Below are 20762 nucleotides of genomic sequence, written 5' to 3' on the forward strand. Positions count from 1 at the left end.
GCCAATCTGTTTTCTTATGAAGTGCTCCGACTGAACATAGTCAGAGGCTTTACTATATATAAATCTGCTATGAATACATGATGCTATGACTACCAATTTACCCGCGAACCAATCCACTGAAGATTCATCAATGACAGACTTATCAACGCAAGGTTCACCTGTGCCAGAATCCACGATACCCAATGAATTATTAACCATTAATGAGCAATTTGACGAGCATATGGACGATGATAACGTGTCAGATGATGAGCTGCTTAATGACGAAGACGAGCATGGCGATGATGAAGTCTCGGTCGCAGGGCAATCTGTGCCTGTTGTGGTTGACGTGAAGCATACGGTCATAGAAGACGAAGCAGGTTTGCGTATTGATAAACTGGCATCAAAAATATTTACCGATTTTTCACGTGTTCAGTTACAAGGCTGGGTAAGTGATGGCAGCTTGCTTTATAACGGTAGCATACAAAAACCTAAGATCCGTGTTAAAGCTGGTGATATCTTGCATCTATCGACGACTTTAGAGCAGCATAGTGAGGATCAGCCAGAAGATATCGCAATCGACGTGGTTTATGAAGATGATGACGTATTGGTCATCAATAAGCCAGTCGGCATGGTGGTACATCCAGGTGCCGGTAATCAAACAGGCACTTTGGTAAACGCGCTATTGTATCACTATCCGCAGCAGCACCATTTGCCGCGTGCAGGCTTAGTCCACCGTATTGATAAAGATACTTCAGGGCTATTGTTGATTGGTAAAACCAAACCCGCACAGCTGGCACTGATGGAGCAGCTAAAGGACAAGTCAGTGTATCGTCATTACCAATGTGTGGTCGCAGGGGATGCAGCGAGTCTATCTCGTCATCGCCGTATTGACGCACCCATTGGACGCCATCGTAATCAGCGTACCAAAATGACGGTGATGACGGCAGGACGCGAAGCTGTGACTCACCTGTTGAATGTAACCGCGCTTAATGGTAACTATTGTTTGTTGGATATAGGGCTTGAGACAGGGCGTACGCATCAGATTCGTGTGCATCTGAGTCATATTACTTATCCTATTGTTGGTGATAGAGTCTATGGCGGTCGTCGTCAGCTACGTGCTGGTCTAACAGAAGCGCAGCGTCAAGCGATTAATAACTTCCCGCGTCAAGCACTCCATGCTTATACGTTGGGTTTCGTCCATCCAACGACTGGTGAAGACGTTGAGGTCACTACACCAATGCCTGAAGATATGCAGCAGCTAATGGCAGTATTAAGTGACGGCTATGATGAAGAATAAGCGATAACGAATAAGTAATACAAAGACGTTTTATTAAAACGGTAAATATGCCATGAAAAATACGCTTCCCATGACATTGCTAGCACAGCTTGATGATGTGGCTGTGTTTCAAACGGCTGCTTTTTCTGATATAGACTATGCAAGTATTGATATATCTCAGTCCAAAATCAATCAGCAGCCACATCAACGACAGCAAGCAAGTTATGGCGAGCTGAACTTGGGGCTGCATGTCGATGATGATGCAAGCGTAGTATTAAGTAATCGGATGCGTGTGCTTGCTACGATTAATGAGCAGATGATCGCGCAGCAAAACCTACCTGTTCATAGCGTGCCTGTCAAAGCGCTACATTGGGTTAATCAAGTCCATGGTAATCATATACATGATACCGATGCTACGGTACTGAGTATGGCGCCTATGGCAGCTGATGCTATGGTTAGCAAACAAGATGGTACTGGGCTTGCCATAATGACGGCTGATTGTGTACCGATCGTTCTTTATCAGCCAGCAACTGGGCAGATAGCGGCGATTCACGCTGGCTGGCAAGGACTGGCATGCGGCGTAATCAAAGCAACGGCTGAACGCTTTAGCGCCAGCGGCGAGATTATGGCATGGATAGGCATTTGTATCAGTCAAGATAATTACGAAGTGGGTAGCCAAGTCCGAGATAAGTTATTGGCAGGTTGCATCGCGAATAACGCTTTGACGACAGATGCAATAAGTAACTTTAATGAGCGCTACGTGATGGCGTCAGGTACTAGAGAGTTAGACGCAGCGAGTACAGCGGACAAGTTATCAGACAATACGCCAGTCTATGCAGAAAAAATTAAGATAGATTTGCCAAAAATTGCCGCGGATCAATTGCGGGCAGCAGGGATTGTCGTATGCAATGAGTCCTCTATCCCTTGTAGTTATGCTGACGCGCATTACTATTCTTATCGACGTCAGACCCATTTGCAGCAACCTGCAACGGGACGCATGGCCTTGATTATTACGCGCAGTGCTTCTATATATAGCTAATCCACTTTTAAAAGGGTACAGAACTACTGGGGTTAATTATTCGCAGCCTCTGTCTGCGTAGACACAGCAAGCTAGAAAAAGTAACCCCAGTAGTACCTTATAACATTTGGATTTCTTTTATTTAGGACCGATTATAGTAACTAAAGCATGATTATTTAAAAGAGTAACTGTCACATAATAAGTGCGTCTTCTTATCATTAACAATCATAAGCCTAATTTACCTTTTTATTTTTTATTTCATTACTTATCGCCATTATTAGAGTTTATATGAATACATCTGTTACACCGTCTATTGTACTACCTCCTGACGAGACTTCTCTTAGCGTATCTAATATATCGATGGCCGTTATTTACCATAGTAACTACGGTCATACTCAACGTGTCGCGGAAGCAATCGTGACGGGCGCTCGTCAGCAACTACCTGAAGCGCAAGCCAAGGCTGTCGATGTCAATGACGTCGATTGGGAGTTTTTAGATCAAGCGGATCTGTTGGTTTTTGGTAGTGCGGTATATATGGGCAGTGTGACAGCAGGCTTTAAGACTTTTATGGATGCGACATCGAAGCGTTGGTATCATGGCAAATGGCAAGGCAAGTGGGCAGCAGGTTTTGCCAACTCAGGTGGGCTTAGCGGCGATAAGCTTGCTGTACTACAACAGATTTGTCTTTATAGCATGCAGCATGGGATGAATTGGATAGGGTTGTCACTCAGACCGACCGGACATGAGCCCCATGATTTAAACCGTTTATCGAGTAATTTGGGTTTGATGACCCAGTCGCTTGATGGTCCACCTGAAGAAACACCAGGCGCGGGTGATATAGATACGGCGATTTGGTTTGGTGATCATCTGGCAAAAACCATCATAAAACATCAGCCTGCCTCATAAAAATTCAAAAGCTATTTATTAAGTAGTAAATACCAAAAAGCAGATATCAAACTGATATCTGCTTTTTTTATTGTCAGCTTTTTATATCTATCTTAGTGCTCGTTATTTTCAACGGCAATATCTGCAGCTGGGACAGTTTTAACCAACAGATTTTTGCTCGGGGCATTTTTGACAGGAATCGGGCTTTCGACAAATTGAAACGACTGACAACCTGTCATAAATAAGGCAGCTGTAAATATATAGGTCAAGGTTAATGACTTCATAATGATCTCTCAAAAGGCAATCGGCGACGGTGAAATAGCGTTCATCATAACCAATGCACGAGATTGTGCAAGATATTATCTCATTATAAACGGAAGTAGTACGCTCTGTAAGAAGCGTTTAGGATGGGCGTTATGTATCCATTATGTACAGCCAAAATAAGATAAGAAGAACTGTTGGCTTCGTTATCTAGCCATAATTTACCAGTAATCTATGTTTATAAATATATAAAAACAAGCTTTTATAACTTTACTAATTGTTTTATAAAGAATTAATTATTTTACCTAAATTTATAATATAAAAGGTATAACCTTCTATTAAAAAATATATCCAATTATTTATCTTTTTAAGTTTTGTAAAAAAATGATAGCGATACGTTACTATCCAAGTAATAGAAGTGAAATAGTCTTACAGTAGTGAGGTGAACAGACATTTTTTAGCAATGATCTATAAATGGATATTTTATTACAGTTTTATCTTGTACTGATAATAGCAAAAAATAATGATAAAGATTCAGCTTAACAGTGGATGTTATGCGCAACAATCATGAAAGTATATGAGATGTTAGCGAAATGAGGGAATTATGAAGCGATTTTCTATGATGTTATCGATGCTTGCCATTGGTATGGCCTCCAGCGCTGCGATGGCTGAGGATACGAGCCTTGCTAATACAAGCTTACCTAATGCGACCTTACCTAATATAAGTCCTGCCAATAGCGTGCTCGTCAATCGAGGTGCCTATATTGCTCGTGCAGCGGACTGTATGGCATGTCATGGCGAAGACTATACTGGCGGTACAGCAATAGAGACCCCTATGGGGGAGATTTATTCTACGAATATCACCCCCTCCAAACGCTATGGTATCGGCAATTATACTGAAAACGATCTAAAAAATGCACTACAAAAAGGTCGTGCGCCTAGCCATATGCTATATCCGGCTATGCCATATCCTTCTTATAGTGGTATGAAAGAAGAGGATATCAACGCGCTGTTTGCCTATCTGCAAACCGTGCCAGTAGTAGATGAAGCGCCAAAGCATAAAACTGACCTACCATTTCCGTTTAATATTCGTGCGCTAATGCTCGGTTGGAACTTTTTAAATGTTCCTTCTACTGAGGGACGTGATGGTCTCAATGAGACGCAGAAGCGCGGTGAATATCTGGTCAATAATCTAGAACACTGTGGTACGTGTCATACACCACGCAACAGCACCATGGGCTTCGATAAAAAAATGTATTTATCTGGAGCGCAGTTAGGGCATTGGTACGCACCTAATATCACCCCTGACGAGTCAAGTGGTATTGGCAGCTGGAGTGAGCAAGATATCATTACTTATCTACGCAACGGCGAGCTTGATCAGCGCGCTTATGCTGGTGGTCCAATGGGTGAGGCAGTCGCGCATAGTACTCAGTATCTAAAGCAAGAAGACTTAAGCGCGATTGCCTCTTATCTAAGAGCAGTACCTGCCATTCAAACCGATGATAAAGTATCTGTCGTCGATGTCTCACGTTTACCGACTCGGGTGAACGAATCTATTACCCATGATTTACTTGCCCAAAAAGATTATTTGGCTCAAGCCAAAACTGCTGTGAGTAAGGGCAGTAATTCACCAGAAGCCTTGTATTTGGCTACGTGTGGCAGTTGTCATGGTGTAGATGGCTATGGTCAACCTGATGCACAGTATTCACCCATCGTAGGGCTAAGCAGTCTTCGCCGTGATAAGCCTGATGTGCTCGTCAATATGATTTTGCATGGGGTCGTTGGCAGCACCAATACCTCACCGATTATGCCGGCCTTCTCTGATGAGCTGAGCAGCGAGCAAATTGCCAGTATCGCCAATTACGTACGCATCAGCTTTGGCGGTCTTGCCAGCAGTGATGTGAGTGCAGCGGACGTCGAGCGCATCGCTGCCACTAGCGCCGAAAAGCCATTTTTAATTAAATATGCAGGCTTGCTGGCGATATTGGGTATTATCGTCGCTATTGCCGTCATTATATTTATTATTCGATCCATCATACGCTCTAAGCACCGTCACTGATTTGGGTTTCATTTCACCTTTCATCAAATAGCGTAGTCATCAATACTATAAAGCTATGTTAGATACTGATTATAAGACAAGGATTATGACAATTAGATAGAGCGTTATCGTTTGGCAATTATAGACAACAACACGCCAAGTACATTGATAAAGATGCGTCTACTATCCTGCACCATTGTCTACTTTAAGGATATTATTATGAAAGACATGCTTCAATCACCCACGCGCCGTCAATTGCTTTCAATGATTGGTAAAACAGCGGGCGCGACCGCCATGTATCAAGCAATGACGACCTTGGGGTTTGCTTCAGAGTCCAGTTTTAAAGAAGCAATGGATCTTAAAGGCGCACCTGCTGGCGCAAGTATTGTTATTCTTGGTGCTGGTCTTGGTGGTCTTACTGCCGCCTATGAGCTGCGAAAAGCAGGTTACAATGTCAAAGTGCTTGAGTTTCAAAATCGTGGTGGCGGTCGTAGTTGGACACTGAACAGTGGTGATAAATATACCGAGCTTGGCGGCGAAGAGGTCACTTGTGATTTTGAAGAAGGCAATTATTTCAATGGTGGACCATGGCGTTTGCCAAGCCATCACTATGCCGTCTTTCATTATTGCAAACAGTTTGGTGTTGAGATGCAACCCTTTATACAAACCAATGACCGTGCTTATTTGCATCGTACTAATCATTTTAATGGCGTACCGCAGCGTTTGGGTGACATCAAAAATGACATTCAAGGTCATGTGGCAGAACTGCTATCGAAGTCAGTAAACGTGGGTGGTCTGGATCGCTCAGTCAATACTGAGGACAAAGAGAAGCTGCTAGAAGGGCTAAAAGGGTGGGGCGTGCTCGATAAAGACTATCGCTACCGCGCCAGTAATGAGACTACCAAACATCGTGGCTTTAGTGTGTTCCCAGGTGGCGGTTTGATGCCAAATGAAAAGCCGTCAAAGCCATTACCAATCAGTGAGATACTAGATTCAGGCATGTGGGGAGATATTTATAGCAATCACATGACCTATGGACATCAGCCGACTATGTTTCAGCCAGTTGGTGGTATGGGTAAAATCGGTGATGCTTTCACCCGCGAATGTCGAGATATGATTGAGTTTAATGCCAAAGTCACTAAGATTCATCAAGATGATACTGGCGTTACAGTCGACTATGTGGACAGTAATAGTCCCGATGGTGCAACCAAAACCATTCGGGCAGACTGGTGTGTCTGCAACATACCTTTAACCGTATTAACCCAGCTCGATATCAATGTCTCAAAACCAATGAAACAGGCGATGGCAGCGGTTCCTTATGACACTTCCTATAAAGTAGGTTTAGAGTTTAATCGCCGCTTCTGGGAAGAAGACGAGTGGATTTATGGCGGTTTAACCTATACCAATATGCCTATTACCCAAATTGCTTATCCGTCAGAAAATATGTTTAAAGATGGCTCGGGTGTATTGCTTGGTGCCTATGGTTTTGGCGCGACTTCTTATAAGTTTAATACTCTAACACCGCAAGAGCGTATCAATGTGGCGCTTGCCTACGGTAAGTATATCCATCCGCAGTACCCAAAGGAATTCCGCGCCGGAACATCTGTCGTCTGGCACCGTATTCCTTGGACACTCGGCTGCTACGGTATTTGGAGTGAGTCTAGTCGTGAGCAGCATTACGATAACCTATGCAGTATAGACAACCGTATTGTGCTGACAGGTGAGCATTGCTCTCATATTCCTGCATGGCAAGAAGGGGCTATATTATCTGGCATAGATGCCGCCAAACGCTTGCATAAAAAGGCAAAAATGCTGGGTTAATTGCGGCGCACATAGAGACAATTATTATAAATTCAGAGGCTATCATGAACACTATCATCATGAAAATAACTATCATGAAAAGCATGACACCTAAGATGCTGATGATCATGCTGTTAAGCAGCAGCGCATTATTAGGCTGTAGTCAAAAAGCAGGCGATGTAGAGACGATAGCCAGTAAACACGATGTTGAGCAAACGGTTGACTATCAAGCAAGTCGCAATACAGGCAGCTGGGGCGCTGTCTATATGAGCCGTGACGAGCTAAAAGCGCAGCCTATCAATGTTGTTGATGACAGCTCATTACCCAATATGGAAAATGATCCTATTATTAGCGAGTGGGAAGCAAAGTTTGAAGGGTCCAATGCCTTTATTACGACTGATGGCAAAAAGCTCTATCATGACTCCTGTGCTGGCTGTCATATGCATAAAGGCGAGGGTGCTTATGGTGCAGGCTATTATCCGCCACTGGCTAACAATAGCAAAATGCAGTCAAAATATTACATTATTAATATTCTGATCAATGGTTTCCGCGGAATGCCATCGTTTCATATGATGATGAATGATGAGCAAATGGCGGCAGTGACTCAATACGTCGTCAGTGACTTAAATGGTTACACGGATACAGTGACCGCTGAAGACGTGGCCAAGCTGAGACATGCCAATCCGCCCGGTTATGATCCGAGTGAATAGTGTTGCTGTGAACAATGTTTCCTTAGAATAAAAGCTAATCGATTTACTCTCATATAAAAAATCGCCCAATCGATGATTGGGCGATTTTCTTGGTTAAGACATTACGAATTTCTAGCCCTATCTGGGACTGGCTGACCAGACAGGTGAGCGAATCGTACCTTGCCCAGATTTACCAAAGGCTTCGCCGCCGTTTAGTGATTTGATAGTCAGTACGCCCTTACCACCTTGCTTTGATGCATAAACGACACGCTTACCATTTGGTGAAAAGCTCGGTGCTTCATCGATACCGGTATTGCCCAAATTAGCAGTGACCGCGCCGCCGCTGTTCATAACAGCCGCTGAGCGCCCATTTAAAAAGGCAATTTGCGTACCATCGCTACTAAATTGTGGGCTGGTCGCATAACCACTATTGGATACCTTGGTGGTGCGCCCAGAACCAAACTCATAACGATAAATCTGCGGCTTGTTAAACCCGGCTTTGTCAGAGACAAAGACAAAAGATTTGCCGTCAGGCGCGTAGCTTGGCTGTACTTCACTGCTTGGCCAGTTGGTTAAACGCCTTGGTTGACCGCCGCTAGCACTCATCTCATAAATATCAGCGCTACCCTCAAAGCTACTAGAGAACAGGATTTTGCTGCCATCTGGTGAGAATGAAGGGCTTAAGTTACTACCAGGAAAAGGTGTTAATGGCGTTGCACCGCCGCCGCTGACGCTTTGTACATAGATAACAGGATAAGATTTATCACGCTGCACCGAATAAGCGATACGGTTACCATCAGGTGACCATGCTGGTGCAAAGATAGAGCCTGCAACTTCAGTAATAGTTTTAGCATTTTCGCCATCGGCATCCATCACTTTTAAACTTGATACTTTGGCTTTGCCAGTGCCAATTTCTTCGATATAAGCAATACGCCCTGAGAAATCACCTGGAATCCCAGTAATCAGCTCATAGACTTTATTAGAGATGACGTGAGCGGCATAGCGCATGTTGTCTTTATCAGCAGTTAAGGTTTGCTTACCTTCGATCACGCGTCCTGTCTTAACCTCAATCACTTCGTAATCGGTGACCACTTTACCGCGGCTACTGCGTGTGCTGCCGACTACTAAATAAGGAACCCCCATACTTTGCCAAACGGGTAGAGTGCCAGCCAGCTCGCTGCTACTATGCGGCTGTTGTGGTAGATTTTGACTGGTAACTTTTAGCTCAGTTTTGCTCAAATTATTTAAAATAATAGGCGACAACACACTATCACCAGCAAAAGCCACAAAAGCCACTTGGTTCTGTTGCACAGGAATATCGTAATCGAGTTCTAAAACAATGGGCGCTGCCAATACACTTGGCGCGATCAGCAAGCTTGAGGCGCTAGCAAGTAACGAGATGAGTAGTTTTTTATGGGTGCGCATGAGTAAGTTTAGCTCCTAAAGCAGTATGAGTATCATTTTTATAGGTTATTAGTCCGCCATCAAGATAAGGCAGTGCCTTCTACAGTACAAGCTGTTTAAGGTAACGTTATCAATAATATAAGACATGAGCAACTGATTAATTGCTACCTTTAAACTGTAGAGTAAAGGTCGGGTATTTGGGATCGTCAGCATCGATTGGTAAGCTGCCGGTATTTAGTACGGCTTGTTTGGCGGCTTCATTGACAGCTTCATCCGGTCCTGACGCAGTAACATTGGTGATATTACCGCTGGCATTGACCGTAATTGTGAGGGTCGCACGCTGGGTTGAACCCTTTGCCGCAGTCGGTGGGTTATAGTTACGTCTGATGAGGTTAATGATTTCACTATTACTGGCGCCGCGACTGCCACCTGACGCTGAGCGGCTGTTGCCTTTTGAAGGGCTTGAGGTTGTGCTATCACCAGATAAAGTCGACTGCCCATCGTTTGATAGACTAAGGGTTTGACCTGAACTACTAGAGCCGCCCGTATTGATTTCTATATTTCGGTCGGTAGCAGTTGGGCGCTTAATCTTGGGAGGATTGTTTTGTTTATTGCGGAAATCCCCAAGCCTTTTTTGCTCTTCAATCAGCTGCTGTCGTCTTTCTTTTTCAATCTGGTCATGTTCTTCTAAGACGGATTCGTCTAAGCGCGCGGCCCACTCAGCCATACTGCGCTCATACTCTTGGTTTTGCTCAAGCAGACGTTGATGCTGCTCTTCACTCATTAGCATCGGACTAGTAGCAGATTCATCCGAGCGTGTGAAGACAGGCACTTGCTGAGAGTTTGGTTGAGCAGGATTTGGAGTGCTGACGCTGCCAGCAAAGGCTTCTGTTGGCGTAGCTGAACTACTTGAGCCGCTTTCCGCTTGCATAGCACTGGCTGCGGCGGCGCGATTGGCAAGAATTTGACCTTGCATCTCGGCTAACTGTTCAGGAGATACCATGGTCGTTTCAATACTACCTGCGGTCTCAACGTCCATATTTTGGTAGGTATAGATAAGTATACCAATGACAAGACCATGTGCCAGCAAACTGAGCAGCGTGGGTAAGGTTAGCCCATTGCCTTCGGGTTCAGTTGGTACATAAACGGTTGGAGCCTTGTGCATGGTAGTGATACTCAAAAACGTGATACTAAAAGATAAGCTACATCAGATTATCTGCTTTATTATAACCGGCTACACCAAAACGGCTGTTTTTTAATATTATAAAATGATTAAACTGCTGGTGTAGGCAATGGAGCGCCAGTTAATAGTCCAACCTTCTGGATACCAGCTTGTTGCAACGTTGCCATCAAAGTCATGATAGCGCCATATTGATTGTTTTGGTCGGCATTAATCATCACTTGTACTGGCTGAGCACCGGCATCACTGCTTTGACTTTGCAAAGTCGAGAGGGTATCAATCAGCTCAGGCTTACTAACAGGTAAGTCAACATTGCTCTCATAACTGATAAAAATCTCACCGTTACCGGTCAGAGATAGAATGACTGGTAACTGGCTTTGACTCATGGTGTTGGTTTGCTCTTTTGGCAAATCAACATCGACGCCAGTAATCAGCATCGGCGCGGTCACCATAAATATCACGAGCAGCACGAGCATTACGTCGATATAAGGAACAACGTTCATCTCCGCATTCAGTGCTTTTTTCTCACGGCGATAGGGACTTTGTTTCATAGACCAGCCACCTGAGTGCTCTGGTTGGCTTGGCTTACTTGAGTGCTAGGCTGCGGGCTTTCATTACTGGTTTCGCGCTGCAGCATACCCGTCATCTCATCACAGAATAAGGCACGTGAATCATATAATCGACTAGATTTGGCGGTAAAATGGTTATAAGCCAATACCGCAGGAATAGCGGCAAACAAACCCATAGCGGTGGCAATCAATGCTTCTGCAATACCTGGTGCCACAGCGGCTAGGGTAGCTTGTTCATTTTGTGACAAGCCCAAAAAGGCATTCATGATACCCCAAACGGTGCCGAACAGACCGACGTAAGGTGCAACGGAGCCGATGCTGGCAAGCGTTGTAAGTCCTGATTCCAAAAGTAGCTGCTGACGACCAAGACCCACCCTAAGCTTACGCTCAACGCCATCGATAATGTCATCTTTTGGTTGACGTTTTTTGTGCATTCTTAAGTATTCAGAGAAGCCAACATAGAAAATCTGCTCAAGACCTTGGCGCTCAGGTGAGCCCTGAATACCTTGATACAATTTCGCCAAATCTTCACCCGACCAAAACCACGCCTCGAACTGTTGGTCAAAGTTTCTGGCAGTGCCAAGCCGCGCACTCATACGAAAAATAATCACCCAACTGAGTAACGATGCTAATAACAATAGAGCCATCACGATCTGAACCAGCAGGCTCGCTTGAGTAATAAGGTCGATAATATTTAAGGATTCAGGCATGTAAAGGACTCATGGATAATTAATAATAGTCATTAAAAATAGGGTGCTCATATTAACCCCCTAGTGTACTGCTAATCTTGGTAAATATCATTAATAATGTGTTAATTACATAATGAACAGTTTTTTCCTAAAATTTATGGTGACAGCACTATCATTTTATAATATTGTCCATATGGTCAACTATTTTTTGCTCTTTTACTGACAAGTTCATGGCATTCATTGAAATTATCTATTTATTTCCATAGAATGTTATGATTTGTTGCTGTAATTTTTCACAGTGGTTTTATTTTTAGCAAATCTTGTGTGGCTAAAGGATTAAAAACATCATCTCCAACCGTAGTTTATAGCGTCATTTACAGTCGCAATTTGGAAGCGTCATTTATCGTCGCAATTTAGGTGTATTTTTTATGTTTGAGTTAAAAGCGGCATTTATCGTCGCAATTTGGAAGCGACATTTATCAATACCATTTGATAATGATAATTTACTCACTGCAATTTGGAAGCGACTCCTATGAACGCAATTGAACGATATTTTGGAATCGATGGTCAGAACACCACGATCAAAACAGAGATTTTAGCGGGTGTAACCACGTTTTTAACGATGGCTTATATCATATTTGTCAACCCTAATGTACTTGCTGATGCCGGTATGGATAAAGGCGCAGTATTCGTAGCCACATGCCTTGCCGCGGCCATTGGTTGTTTTATTATGGGGATTTATGCCCGCTTGCCAGTTGCACTAGCGCCTGGCATGGGACTCAATGCCTTCTTTACTTATGGCGTGGTTTTGGGTATGGGCTACGCGTGGCAAACGGCACTTGGTGCGGTATTTTTGTCAGGTTGTATCTTTATCCTATTAAGTTTGTTTAAAATCCGTGAAATCATTATTAATTCTATTCCGGTCAGTATTAAACAAGGTGTTGTCGCTGGTATTGGTGCGTTTTTGGCCTTTATTGCGCTACAAACCGCAGGCGTTATCGTGAATAATGATGCGACGCTGGTGGGACTTGGTGATATGACCTCGTTTTCACCTGCGATGGCAGCCCTTGGTTTTATTGTCATCGTGGGTTTGTCACATAAAAAAGTACCAGGTGCGGTCACTATTGGTATTTTACTAGTCGCGCTTATCAGTCTGCTCACAGGAAATACGCAATTTTCAGGTATTATTTCAGCACCGCCACCTATTGCTCCAACGCTAATGCAGCTTGATATTGCTGGCGCGTTTGATGTGGCGATGATCAGTGTTATTTTTGCCTTCTTATTCGTCGATTTATTTGATACGGCGGGTACGCTGATTGCAACCACCACTCAGGCAGGTTTGATTGGTAAAGATGGTAAAATCCCGAATATGGGTAAAGCGCTACTAGCAGATTCGACGGCAACGGTAGCTGGTACTTTCTTGGGCACGTCATCAACGACAAGTTACATCGAAAGTGTGTCAGGTATCGCATCAGGTGGTCGTACTGGACTGATGGCAGTGACAGTTGGCGTGTTATTTTTACTCAGTGTGTTCTTTTCACCACTTGCTGGTATGATTCCAGGATATGCGACGGCAGGCGCTATTTTTTATGTAGCAGTACTCATGATGGAGACGTTAAAAGATGTCAAATGGAATGACTTAACAGAAGCAGCGCCAGTGGTGGTCGTATTATTGTTTACGCCTTTGACCTATTCTGTCGCTGACGGTATTGCACTTGGCTTTATCACCTTTACTGCCATCAAGGTGGTCGCTGGTAAATTCTCTGACATCAGTATTCCGGTTTGGATATTGACAGTAGTATTACTGGCCAAGATCGTCTTTATCTAGCTTTTTACATTGACTAACGCTCAATGTTAAGCAAGGTTGATATTGCTGTAGAAATATAGTTTGAGTCCTTCTTGTTATTAAATGATGAGAAGGATTTTTTATGCTTAATTTTCCTATTTTTTTCAGGTAGTCGTGCCAACTGTTTGATTCCTAAAACAATTAATCATAAATAGTAAATCAGAAATTATAACCAAAGCGTCACGTTTGTGAATGCGTTAATAACTGTTTGTTTTTTAACACTATTATAATTGGCTAAAATGCGTAATATTGTTAGTTTGAAAATTTATTTCATGGTAATATGCGGATATTAAGCGCATCACCTCAATCAACGCCGTAGAGGTTTTTCTTATCAGTGAATCAGCATTGCATATTGCCACTTTATATTGCAAACACTCTCCTTTCACTACTAACAAGAAGAAGGCACTAATGCCGCTTAGTTTTATGTTGTTGCCTTTGTATTGTTGACGTAGTCCGTTGCACAGTCAAACGATCTACTTGACCTTTTCCAGCTTATGCTGGATTTTCTCGTTTTTTAATATTGTCGTGTGTTCTGTTCATTGTTATGTATGTTATCGACGCCGAATCACTCACACTGCTTACTAGCTGATTGTGATTGATTACTGTTTTCGATAGGGTAGATGATAAAACGTTTCAATACTTTAGCGTTACGACGTTGTTTTAGCGCCACAATATTTAAAAGTTTCAATGTTAAAAAGCCTCAGCGCATCACTTATGATGGATTTTCAAGTTATGGAGTTGTTATGAACCCAGTAGAGCAATTTACCCCGCAAGAGCCGATTTTATTTAATCCTATTGATTTGTTATCACCAGAATATATTGCTCAGTCATCAACAGAGCTACATGCGCGTATATCGCCTTTGTATAGCGTGGATGAAGAGCGCTGGTTGACGCAGTTATTGCCACTTGCTAAACCGACAGATGCCGAGCGTGACAGTGCAGCTACGCAGACGCGTCAGCTGGTTGAGCATGTGCGTAATGATGGTAAAGCGGTAAAAATGGTCGACTCATTATTGCTTGAGTACAGCTTGGATACCCAAGAAGGTGTTTTGCTCATGAGCTTGGCGGAAGCCTTGATTCGTGTGCCGGACAATTACACGGCTGATGCGCTGATTCATGACAAGATGAGCGTCGCTGACTGGAAAAAACATTTAAAAAATGACAATGGTTTTATGGTCAATGCCTCAACGTGGGGCATGATGATGACGGGTCGCGTGGTCAGTATCGATAGTGATACCACGGCATCTGGATTTTTGGATCGTATGACCAAAAAGATGGGTGAGCCTGTTATTCGTAGTGCTATGCAAAAAGCCATGCGTATCATGGGACACCAGTTTGTACTTGGCGAAACGATTGAAGGCGCTAATAAAAATAGCCAGCCATATCGCAATAAAGGTTATACCTACTCATTTGATATGTTGGGTGAAGCGGCAATTACTCATAAAGATGCTGAAAAATACTTTAATGATTATTTGCATGCTATCAAAGCCACTGCAAGTGTGAAAGTTAAAGAGGGCATGCCGAAGCCGTCAGTTTCGATCAAGCTGTCCGCATTGCATCCGCGTTATGAAGCCACGCAAGAAGCGCAAGTCATGGGGCTGTTGCGTCAACGCTGCTTACTGTTAATTGAAGCTGCGCGTGAAGTCAATGTCGACCTCAGTATCGATGCTGAAGAAGCCGATCGTCTTGAGATATCGCTAAAACTATTTGAGTCTTTATATCGCGATAATCTAACAGCGGATTGGGATGGTCTTGGTTTAGTTGTACAAGGTTACTCAAAGCGTGCAATTGCTATTTTGGCTTGGCTGGCACGCTTGGCAACTGAGGTTGGCGACCGTATTCCTGTACGTCTAGTAAAAGGCGCTTATTGGGATACAGAGATTAAGCTTGCTCAGCAAAAAGGTCTATCAGGCTATCCGGTCTGGACGCGTAAAGAAGGCACGGATACCGCTTATCTTGCCTGCGCGCGTTTCTTATTATCAGAGCATTTGCGTGGTCTTATTTGGCCACAGTTTGCAACGCACAATGCGCACACGCTTGCTTCAATCATGACTATGAGTTCGCACAGAGACTTTGAGTTCCAGCGTCTGCATGGTATGGGTGATGCGCTTTATGACCATATCTTACAAGCTTATCAAATCCCTGTGCGTATCTATGCACCGGTTGGCGCTCATAAAGATCTGCTGCCGTATTTGGTACGTCGATTGCTCGAAAACGGTGCCAATAGCTCGTTTGTCCATCAGTTATTAGACAAGTCTTATCCAATTGACAAGCTAACTGTACATCCGTATGACAAGTTATTAACCAATGCAACGCTACACAATCCAGATATTCCATTACCGTTAGCTATCTATGGCGCACGCCGTGCCAGCTTTGGTCCCAATATCTTTGTAGAATCGCAGTGGATACCATTTAAAGCAGCTATCGATACGCATATACACAAAACATGGTCTGCGACTTCTGTTATTAATGGCAACGCAGTCAATGACAATACGGTAGATGGCGACACTCATCAGCTTGACAAGCAAGCTATATGCGCGCCTTGGAACCATGAAGTCATTGCCGGTGAAGTCGTCTATGCCAATGCTACTATCGCACAGCAAGCAATTGCGGCGGCAGTTGCTGGACAAGGCGAATGGCAAGCGGTTGCTGCTACTAAACGTGCGGCTATATTGCGTAAAATCGCGGACTTGTATGAAGAAAACTATGCAGAGCTGATGGCATTATGCCAAGTTGAGGCAGGTAAAACCTTACAAGACAGCATTGATGAAATCAAAGAAGCGGTTGATTTTTGCCGTTTTTATGCTGATGAAGCTGAGCGTTTAGATGATGTTATTTATGAGTTTACCGATTTGGCAGGCAAGCCATCGCGTCAAGTTTATAAAGCACGTGGCACCTTTATTTGTATCAGCCCATGGAACTTTCCATTGGCTATTTATACCGGTCAAGTAGTTGCAGCACTGGCTGCAGGTAATACCGTAGTGGCAAAACCTGCCGAACAGACGAGCTTAATCGCTCATTTCGGTGCGCAGCTTATGTATCAAGCTGGCGTGCCAGTAGAAGCATTGCAACTCGTGATTGGCGCGGGCGACGTTGGTGCTGCATTGACTGCTGCGGACAATATCGCAGGTGTTATCTTTACAGGTTCGACCCAAACGGCGCAGCGCATCAACCAAAGCCTAAATGCCCATGCTCAAGTCAGCGGTGAGCTGCCTGTCTTTATCGCCGAGACTGGCGGACAAAATGCCATGATTATGGACTCAACGGCATTGCCTGAGCAAGTGGTTAGAGATGCGGTATTATCTGCCTTTGGTTCAGCAGGTCAGCGCTGTTCAGCATGTCGTATCTTATGTGTACAAGAAGAGATGGCAGATGATTTGATTGAGCTATTGCAAGGCAATATGGCTGAATTAATCGTTGGCAACCCGCTATATGCGACTACAGATGTAGGTCCTGTGATTGATATTGATGCCAAGCGCGGACTTGAAGCGCATATCGAACGCATGCGCGCTGAGCCAACGGCTACGATTTTGGCGCAGACACCGATGAGTGATAGCTCAGAGGTCAGTCAAGATCAAGCAACGTTTGTATTGCCAACGGCGATAGAAGTAAAAAGCATCGATGTGATCGGCGGAGAGCATTTTGGTCCTATTTTGCATGTACTGCGTTATGAAGCACGTGATCTAAATAAGCTGATTGATGCAATCAATGCGACGGGTTTTGGTTTGACCTTGGGGATCCATAGCCGTATTGAAAACACGGTAGAGCATATCGAGCGCCGTGCCTTTGTCGGCAATACTTATATCAACCGTAACCAAATCGGCGCGGTCGTCAACGTACAGCCGTTCGGTGGCTGCGGTCTATCGGGTACAGGTCCTAAAGCAGGTGGTCCACATTATGTCGCCCGTCTGATGAGCTTAACGACAGAGCAGTTGGCTAATGAGCAAGTGGCTCTGATAGACAATACCGCTGCAACCAGTACTCAAACAATAATCGCATAAGGAGTAGCACTATGGCGACTGAATTCAAAAAAAATCATGGCCAAGTTTGTGAAACTTGGCGTTTGCTTGGCGCAGTGAATCGTGCCACTTATCTGCAAGAAGCCGCACCAAGACTGGCATTATTGACCGGTGATGCCAATAAGGCAAAGCGTCTGTTCAATCATTTATTGAGCGCCGCACCCATGCTTGACGAAGAGCACCGTATGACTGGGGCTACGGGCGAGTCAAATGACTTGTACGTGACGGGTCGCGGTAAGACGATGGTTGTTGGCGGCGAGTCTGCTCGCGCTATGGCAGTACTTGGGCAATTGCTAGCAGCATTATTGACGGGTAATGAGGTGATATTGCATTGCCCAAGCCAAGATGAGATGTGCATTGAAGCGGCAAAAATCCTCTATGAGAGTGGCATCAGTGATGATGTGCTGAGTGTCGCCAATGACTCGCAAACCGTTACGCTTTTATATATCGATCGCCTTGCGCAAGTGGCTGTTTCTGGTAATCGGAAAGAGGTGCAAGCGGTCAGTCAAGAGCTTGCCAAGACCGATGGTATGTTGACGCAAGTCATTAGCGTCACTGATATGGACGGCTTATCAGAGATGCTAACGCCTGATTATCTATACCGCTTCGTCACTGAGCGTGTAAAAACCATTAATACCACTGCCATTGGCGGAAATGCAAGCTTGTTAGAGCTTGGCACATAGAAGTAACAGCAACAATTTAGTACAGGCAACCAATAATCTCATAAGAAATTAAAAGATTAGCTTATTGCCAATAAAGAAATAGCTCGAATAATAAAAACGACGATCAGTCATTATTCCCAAATATTTGGTGAGTAATTGCTGGTCGTTTTTTTATGCTTAAATTTAGAGGTAGGATAGGTAGGTATTTTAGTAAATACTCACTTTAGTAATGAAGTTTCTTGGCTTTTCAACCAAAATAAGGTATTTTTTGAGTTGTAAGTTAAACAAAGATGGTGATAATATAAGTTAACCGTTTAGTCAGCAATTATTCACTAAATGGTTAATAAATCCCTTTAACACGGAACGTTGACGTAAGCTAAGCCTCGAAAGCATGTTTTAACGGTGCTTATATTCCTCGATTTTCCGATAGAGTAGTCGTCATTGAGACGATACCCAAACCCTTGATAATGCTTTTGTATTTACTAAAGATGCTCATCCATCATAGGTAAATACAAAAGTTCAAACCGCAAACAGATTAAGCCTGAGCAAGTCAGTAGTCAGATAGGCAGTCAGCTTATTCAATACAGTTATAACTCTCAGTATTGATGTAGGTATGATGATCATCATCGTATAAATTTTATTAACATGGTAATTAAGTACTCACTTAAGGGCAGCACATTTGTGTGCAGTTATCCTTTAAGATACTGATTGTTAAGATTTTATGATTCGATTAAAGATAAAACAGTTTTTTATCTTCCTTTTATTCTGACAGCTGAGCATTGCTATGATTCATTTTTATTTGAACGGTCAATATAAGCAATTAACTGACCTCAATCCGAATACCACGGTGCTTGAGTATTTGCGCTTGCACGAACGCCAGACTGATACCAAAGAAGGCTGCGGCAGTGGCGACTGCGGAGCCTGTACGGTGATGGCGCAGCGCTTACCTAGCAGTGGTGAAGATTCTTCTGATTTGCCTTTTTATACCCTTAACGCCTGTATCACGCTACTGTCATTGATGGATGGTCATCATATAATGACGTCAGCTTATATCGCGGACAATCCTGAACATCATCCAGAACGTGCTTTATTGCACCCAGCGCAGCAAGCAATGGTCGAATGCCATGGCTCGCAGTGCGGGTTTTGTACGCCTGGATTTGTGATGACGCTGGCCAGCACCTACGAGAATCATCGTCTGCAAGTCGCAAAAGGAACCATTAAAGATGATTTAAGCTACGATGATATCGTGGCTTCAATTGGTGGCAATCTTTGCCGCTGTACAGGCTATCGTCCGATTATCGAGGCGGGTTTGGCAATGAGTGAGATTGGTAGACAACGCGATGCTGATCAGACGATCGCCAAAGACTTGACCATCAGTTTAGCGACAGATGCGATGGCAAATAGCAGACAGACCGTTTCAAGCGAAATGGGCACTATTGAGCCTGCGCTTACTCAAGGATCACGTAAGTTATTCATTCCACAGTCTATTGCTGAGCTCAATCAAGTGCTCGCTGCCCATCCAAAATCGACCATTTGGGCAGGTGGTACAGACTTAGGTTTGAGTGTGACGCAACACTTGGTTGATCACAATATTATCGTACAACTGTCAGCGATTGACGAGCTAAAATCTTGGTCACTACAATCGCTAAGCTTAAATACCGATGAGCAGTCTAAAGGCGATAGCGAAGTAGAGTTTTTAGTATTAGGTGCTGGCATGAGCTATAAGAGCATGCTGCCTGCGCTTGAACAGCATTTCCCTGCGTTTGCCAATTTGTTTGAACGTATTGCTTCTCCGCAAATTCGTAATATGGGCACTATCGGCGGTAACGTCGCTAACGCTTCACCGATTGGCGATTTGCCTCCCATTCTATTGGCATTAGATGCTCATATTCATCTGCGTCATTGTGCTGCTATTGACAATGCTATTAACAGCGCTACTGACAATATCAATGTTAATAATGTCCATTCAAATCAAGTATCTAGTATTGATGAAATCATTCCTTTATCTAAATTCTTTTTAGATTATAAAAAGACCAAACTACGTGCTGGTAGTTACGTGGTTGCCCTTCATATTCCGCTAATGCAAGATCATCAGTATCTCTATATTCATAAGATTAGTAAGCGTTACGAAGATGATATCTCAGCGTGCTTGCTTGCTGCGCGACTTGATTTGTCAGCGGATGGCATGACTATCCAAGATGCAAAATTTGGACTTGGCGGCATGGCGGCGATACCTTTATTGGCAGCAGAATGTCAGCAGGCACTAATTGGACAAGCAGTAAATGTTGCCAGTTTCGAGCAGGCAGCACAAAGGCTACCTAATGATGTCTCGCCGATGACCGATGTGAGAGCCAGCCGAGAGTATCGTATGCATGTGATGCAGCGGTTAATCATTAAGTGTGGCAAGCAATTGGTTGCTGATGTGCAAACGGTAGATGCGTAAGTGA

Annotated in this window: 15 protein-coding genes; 10 read left to right on the forward strand and 5 right to left on the reverse strand. The window is 43.8% G+C overall.

Annotated features, from left to right (window positions below; translation table 11 throughout):
- Positions 1-130: 130 nt before the first annotated feature.
- From M0221_RS05575 to M0221_RS05585, 3 genes are all read left to right on the forward strand, one after another.
- Positions 131-1276 carry an RluA family pseudouridine synthase gene (locus M0221_RS05575; RefSeq protein WP_483284634.1) on the forward strand — a complete coding sequence of 382 codons (1146 nt, stop codon included), beginning with the start codon at positions 131-133 and terminating at the stop codon, positions 1274-1276.
- 52 nt (positions 1277-1328) lie between these two features.
- Complete coding sequence (locus M0221_RS05580; RefSeq protein ID WP_483284635.1) at positions 1329-2294, forward strand: purine nucleoside phosphorylase YfiH/LACC1 family protein; 966 nt, start codon at positions 1329-1331, stop codon at positions 2292-2294.
- Between the two features lie 267 nt (positions 2295-2561).
- A complete protein-coding gene (locus M0221_RS05585; protein WP_483284636.1) occupies positions 2562-3179 on the forward strand; it encodes a flavodoxin family protein in 618 nt (205 codons plus the stop codon).
- A 92-nt stretch (positions 3180-3271) separates the two neighbouring features.
- Here M0221_RS05585 and M0221_RS05590 read toward each other — a convergent pair whose 3' ends face one another.
- Positions 3272-3442: a hypothetical protein gene (locus tag M0221_RS05590; protein WP_483284637.1), complete on the reverse strand. Its 171-nt coding sequence runs from the start codon at positions 3440-3442 to the stop codon at positions 3272-3274.
- Positions 3443-4023: 581 nt separating this feature from the next.
- On the opposite strand from M0221_RS05590, the gene M0221_RS05595 reads away from it, so the two are divergent.
- The 3 genes from M0221_RS05595 (at position 4024) to M0221_RS05605 (ending at position 7967) form a co-directional block, all read left to right on the forward strand.
- Complete coding sequence (locus M0221_RS05595) at positions 4024-5478, forward strand: c-type cytochrome (protein ID WP_483284638.1); 1455 nt, start codon at positions 4024-4026, stop codon at positions 5476-5478.
- 198 nt (positions 5479-5676) lie between these two features.
- A complete protein-coding gene (locus M0221_RS05600; protein WP_483284639.1) occupies positions 5677-7278 on the forward strand; it encodes a flavin monoamine oxidase family protein in 1602 nt (533 codons plus the stop codon).
- Between the two features lie 44 nt (positions 7279-7322).
- Positions 7323-7967 carry a c-type cytochrome gene (locus tag M0221_RS05605; RefSeq protein ID WP_020443335.1) on the forward strand — a complete coding sequence of 215 codons (645 nt, stop codon included), beginning with the start codon at positions 7323-7325 and terminating at the stop codon, positions 7965-7967.
- 117 nt (positions 7968-8084) lie between these two features.
- Here M0221_RS05605 and M0221_RS05610 read toward each other — a convergent pair whose 3' ends face one another.
- From M0221_RS05610 to tolQ, 4 genes are all read right to left on the reverse strand, one after another.
- Positions 8085-9371: a translocation protein TolB gene (locus tag M0221_RS05610; RefSeq protein WP_483284640.1), complete on the reverse strand. Its 1287-nt coding sequence runs from the start codon at positions 9369-9371 to the stop codon at positions 8085-8087.
- 136 nt (positions 9372-9507) lie between these two features.
- Positions 9508-10515, reverse strand: coding sequence for a cell envelope integrity TolA family protein (locus tag M0221_RS05615; protein ID WP_149492669.1), 1008 nt, complete (start codon positions 10513-10515; stop codon positions 9508-9510).
- Positions 10516-10622: 107 nt separating this feature from the next.
- Positions 10623-11081, reverse strand: coding sequence for a protein TolR (gene tolR / locus M0221_RS05620; RefSeq protein WP_483284641.1), 459 nt, complete (start codon positions 11079-11081; stop codon positions 10623-10625).
- Positions 11078-11809, reverse strand: coding sequence for a protein TolQ (gene tolQ / locus M0221_RS05625; protein WP_020443339.1), 732 nt, complete (start codon positions 11807-11809; stop codon positions 11078-11080). The genes tolR and tolQ overlap by 4 nt, the downstream gene beginning before the upstream one ends.
- Before the next feature lie 511 nt (positions 11810-12320).
- On the opposite strand from tolQ, the gene M0221_RS05630 reads away from it, so the two are divergent.
- The 4 genes from M0221_RS05630 to M0221_RS05645 all read left to right on the forward strand — a co-directional run bounded on the left by M0221_RS05630 (position 12321) and on the right by M0221_RS05645 (position 20758).
- Complete coding sequence (locus tag M0221_RS05630) at positions 12321-13616, forward strand: NCS2 family permease (RefSeq protein WP_020443341.1); 1296 nt, start codon at positions 12321-12323, stop codon at positions 13614-13616.
- 761 nt (positions 13617-14377) lie between these two features.
- The gene (putA, locus tag M0221_RS05635; protein ID WP_483284642.1) at positions 14378-17635 is read left to right on the forward strand and encodes a bifunctional proline dehydrogenase/L-glutamate gamma-semialdehyde dehydrogenase PutA; all 3258 of its coding nucleotides are present in this window, start codon (positions 14378-14380) and stop codon (positions 17633-17635) included.
- 11 nt (positions 17636-17646) lie between these two features.
- Positions 17647-18336: a 1-pyrroline-5-carboxylate dehydrogenase gene (locus M0221_RS05640; protein WP_339663651.1), complete on the forward strand. Its 690-nt coding sequence runs from the start codon at positions 17647-17649 to the stop codon at positions 18334-18336.
- 763 nt (positions 18337-19099) lie between these two features.
- Positions 19100-20758, forward strand: coding sequence for a xanthine dehydrogenase small subunit (locus M0221_RS05645; protein WP_483284643.1), 1659 nt, complete (start codon positions 19100-19102; stop codon positions 20756-20758).
- Positions 20759-20762 lie beyond the last annotated feature (4 nt).

It is taken from the genome of Psychrobacter sp. ANT206 (assembly GCF_056880555.1).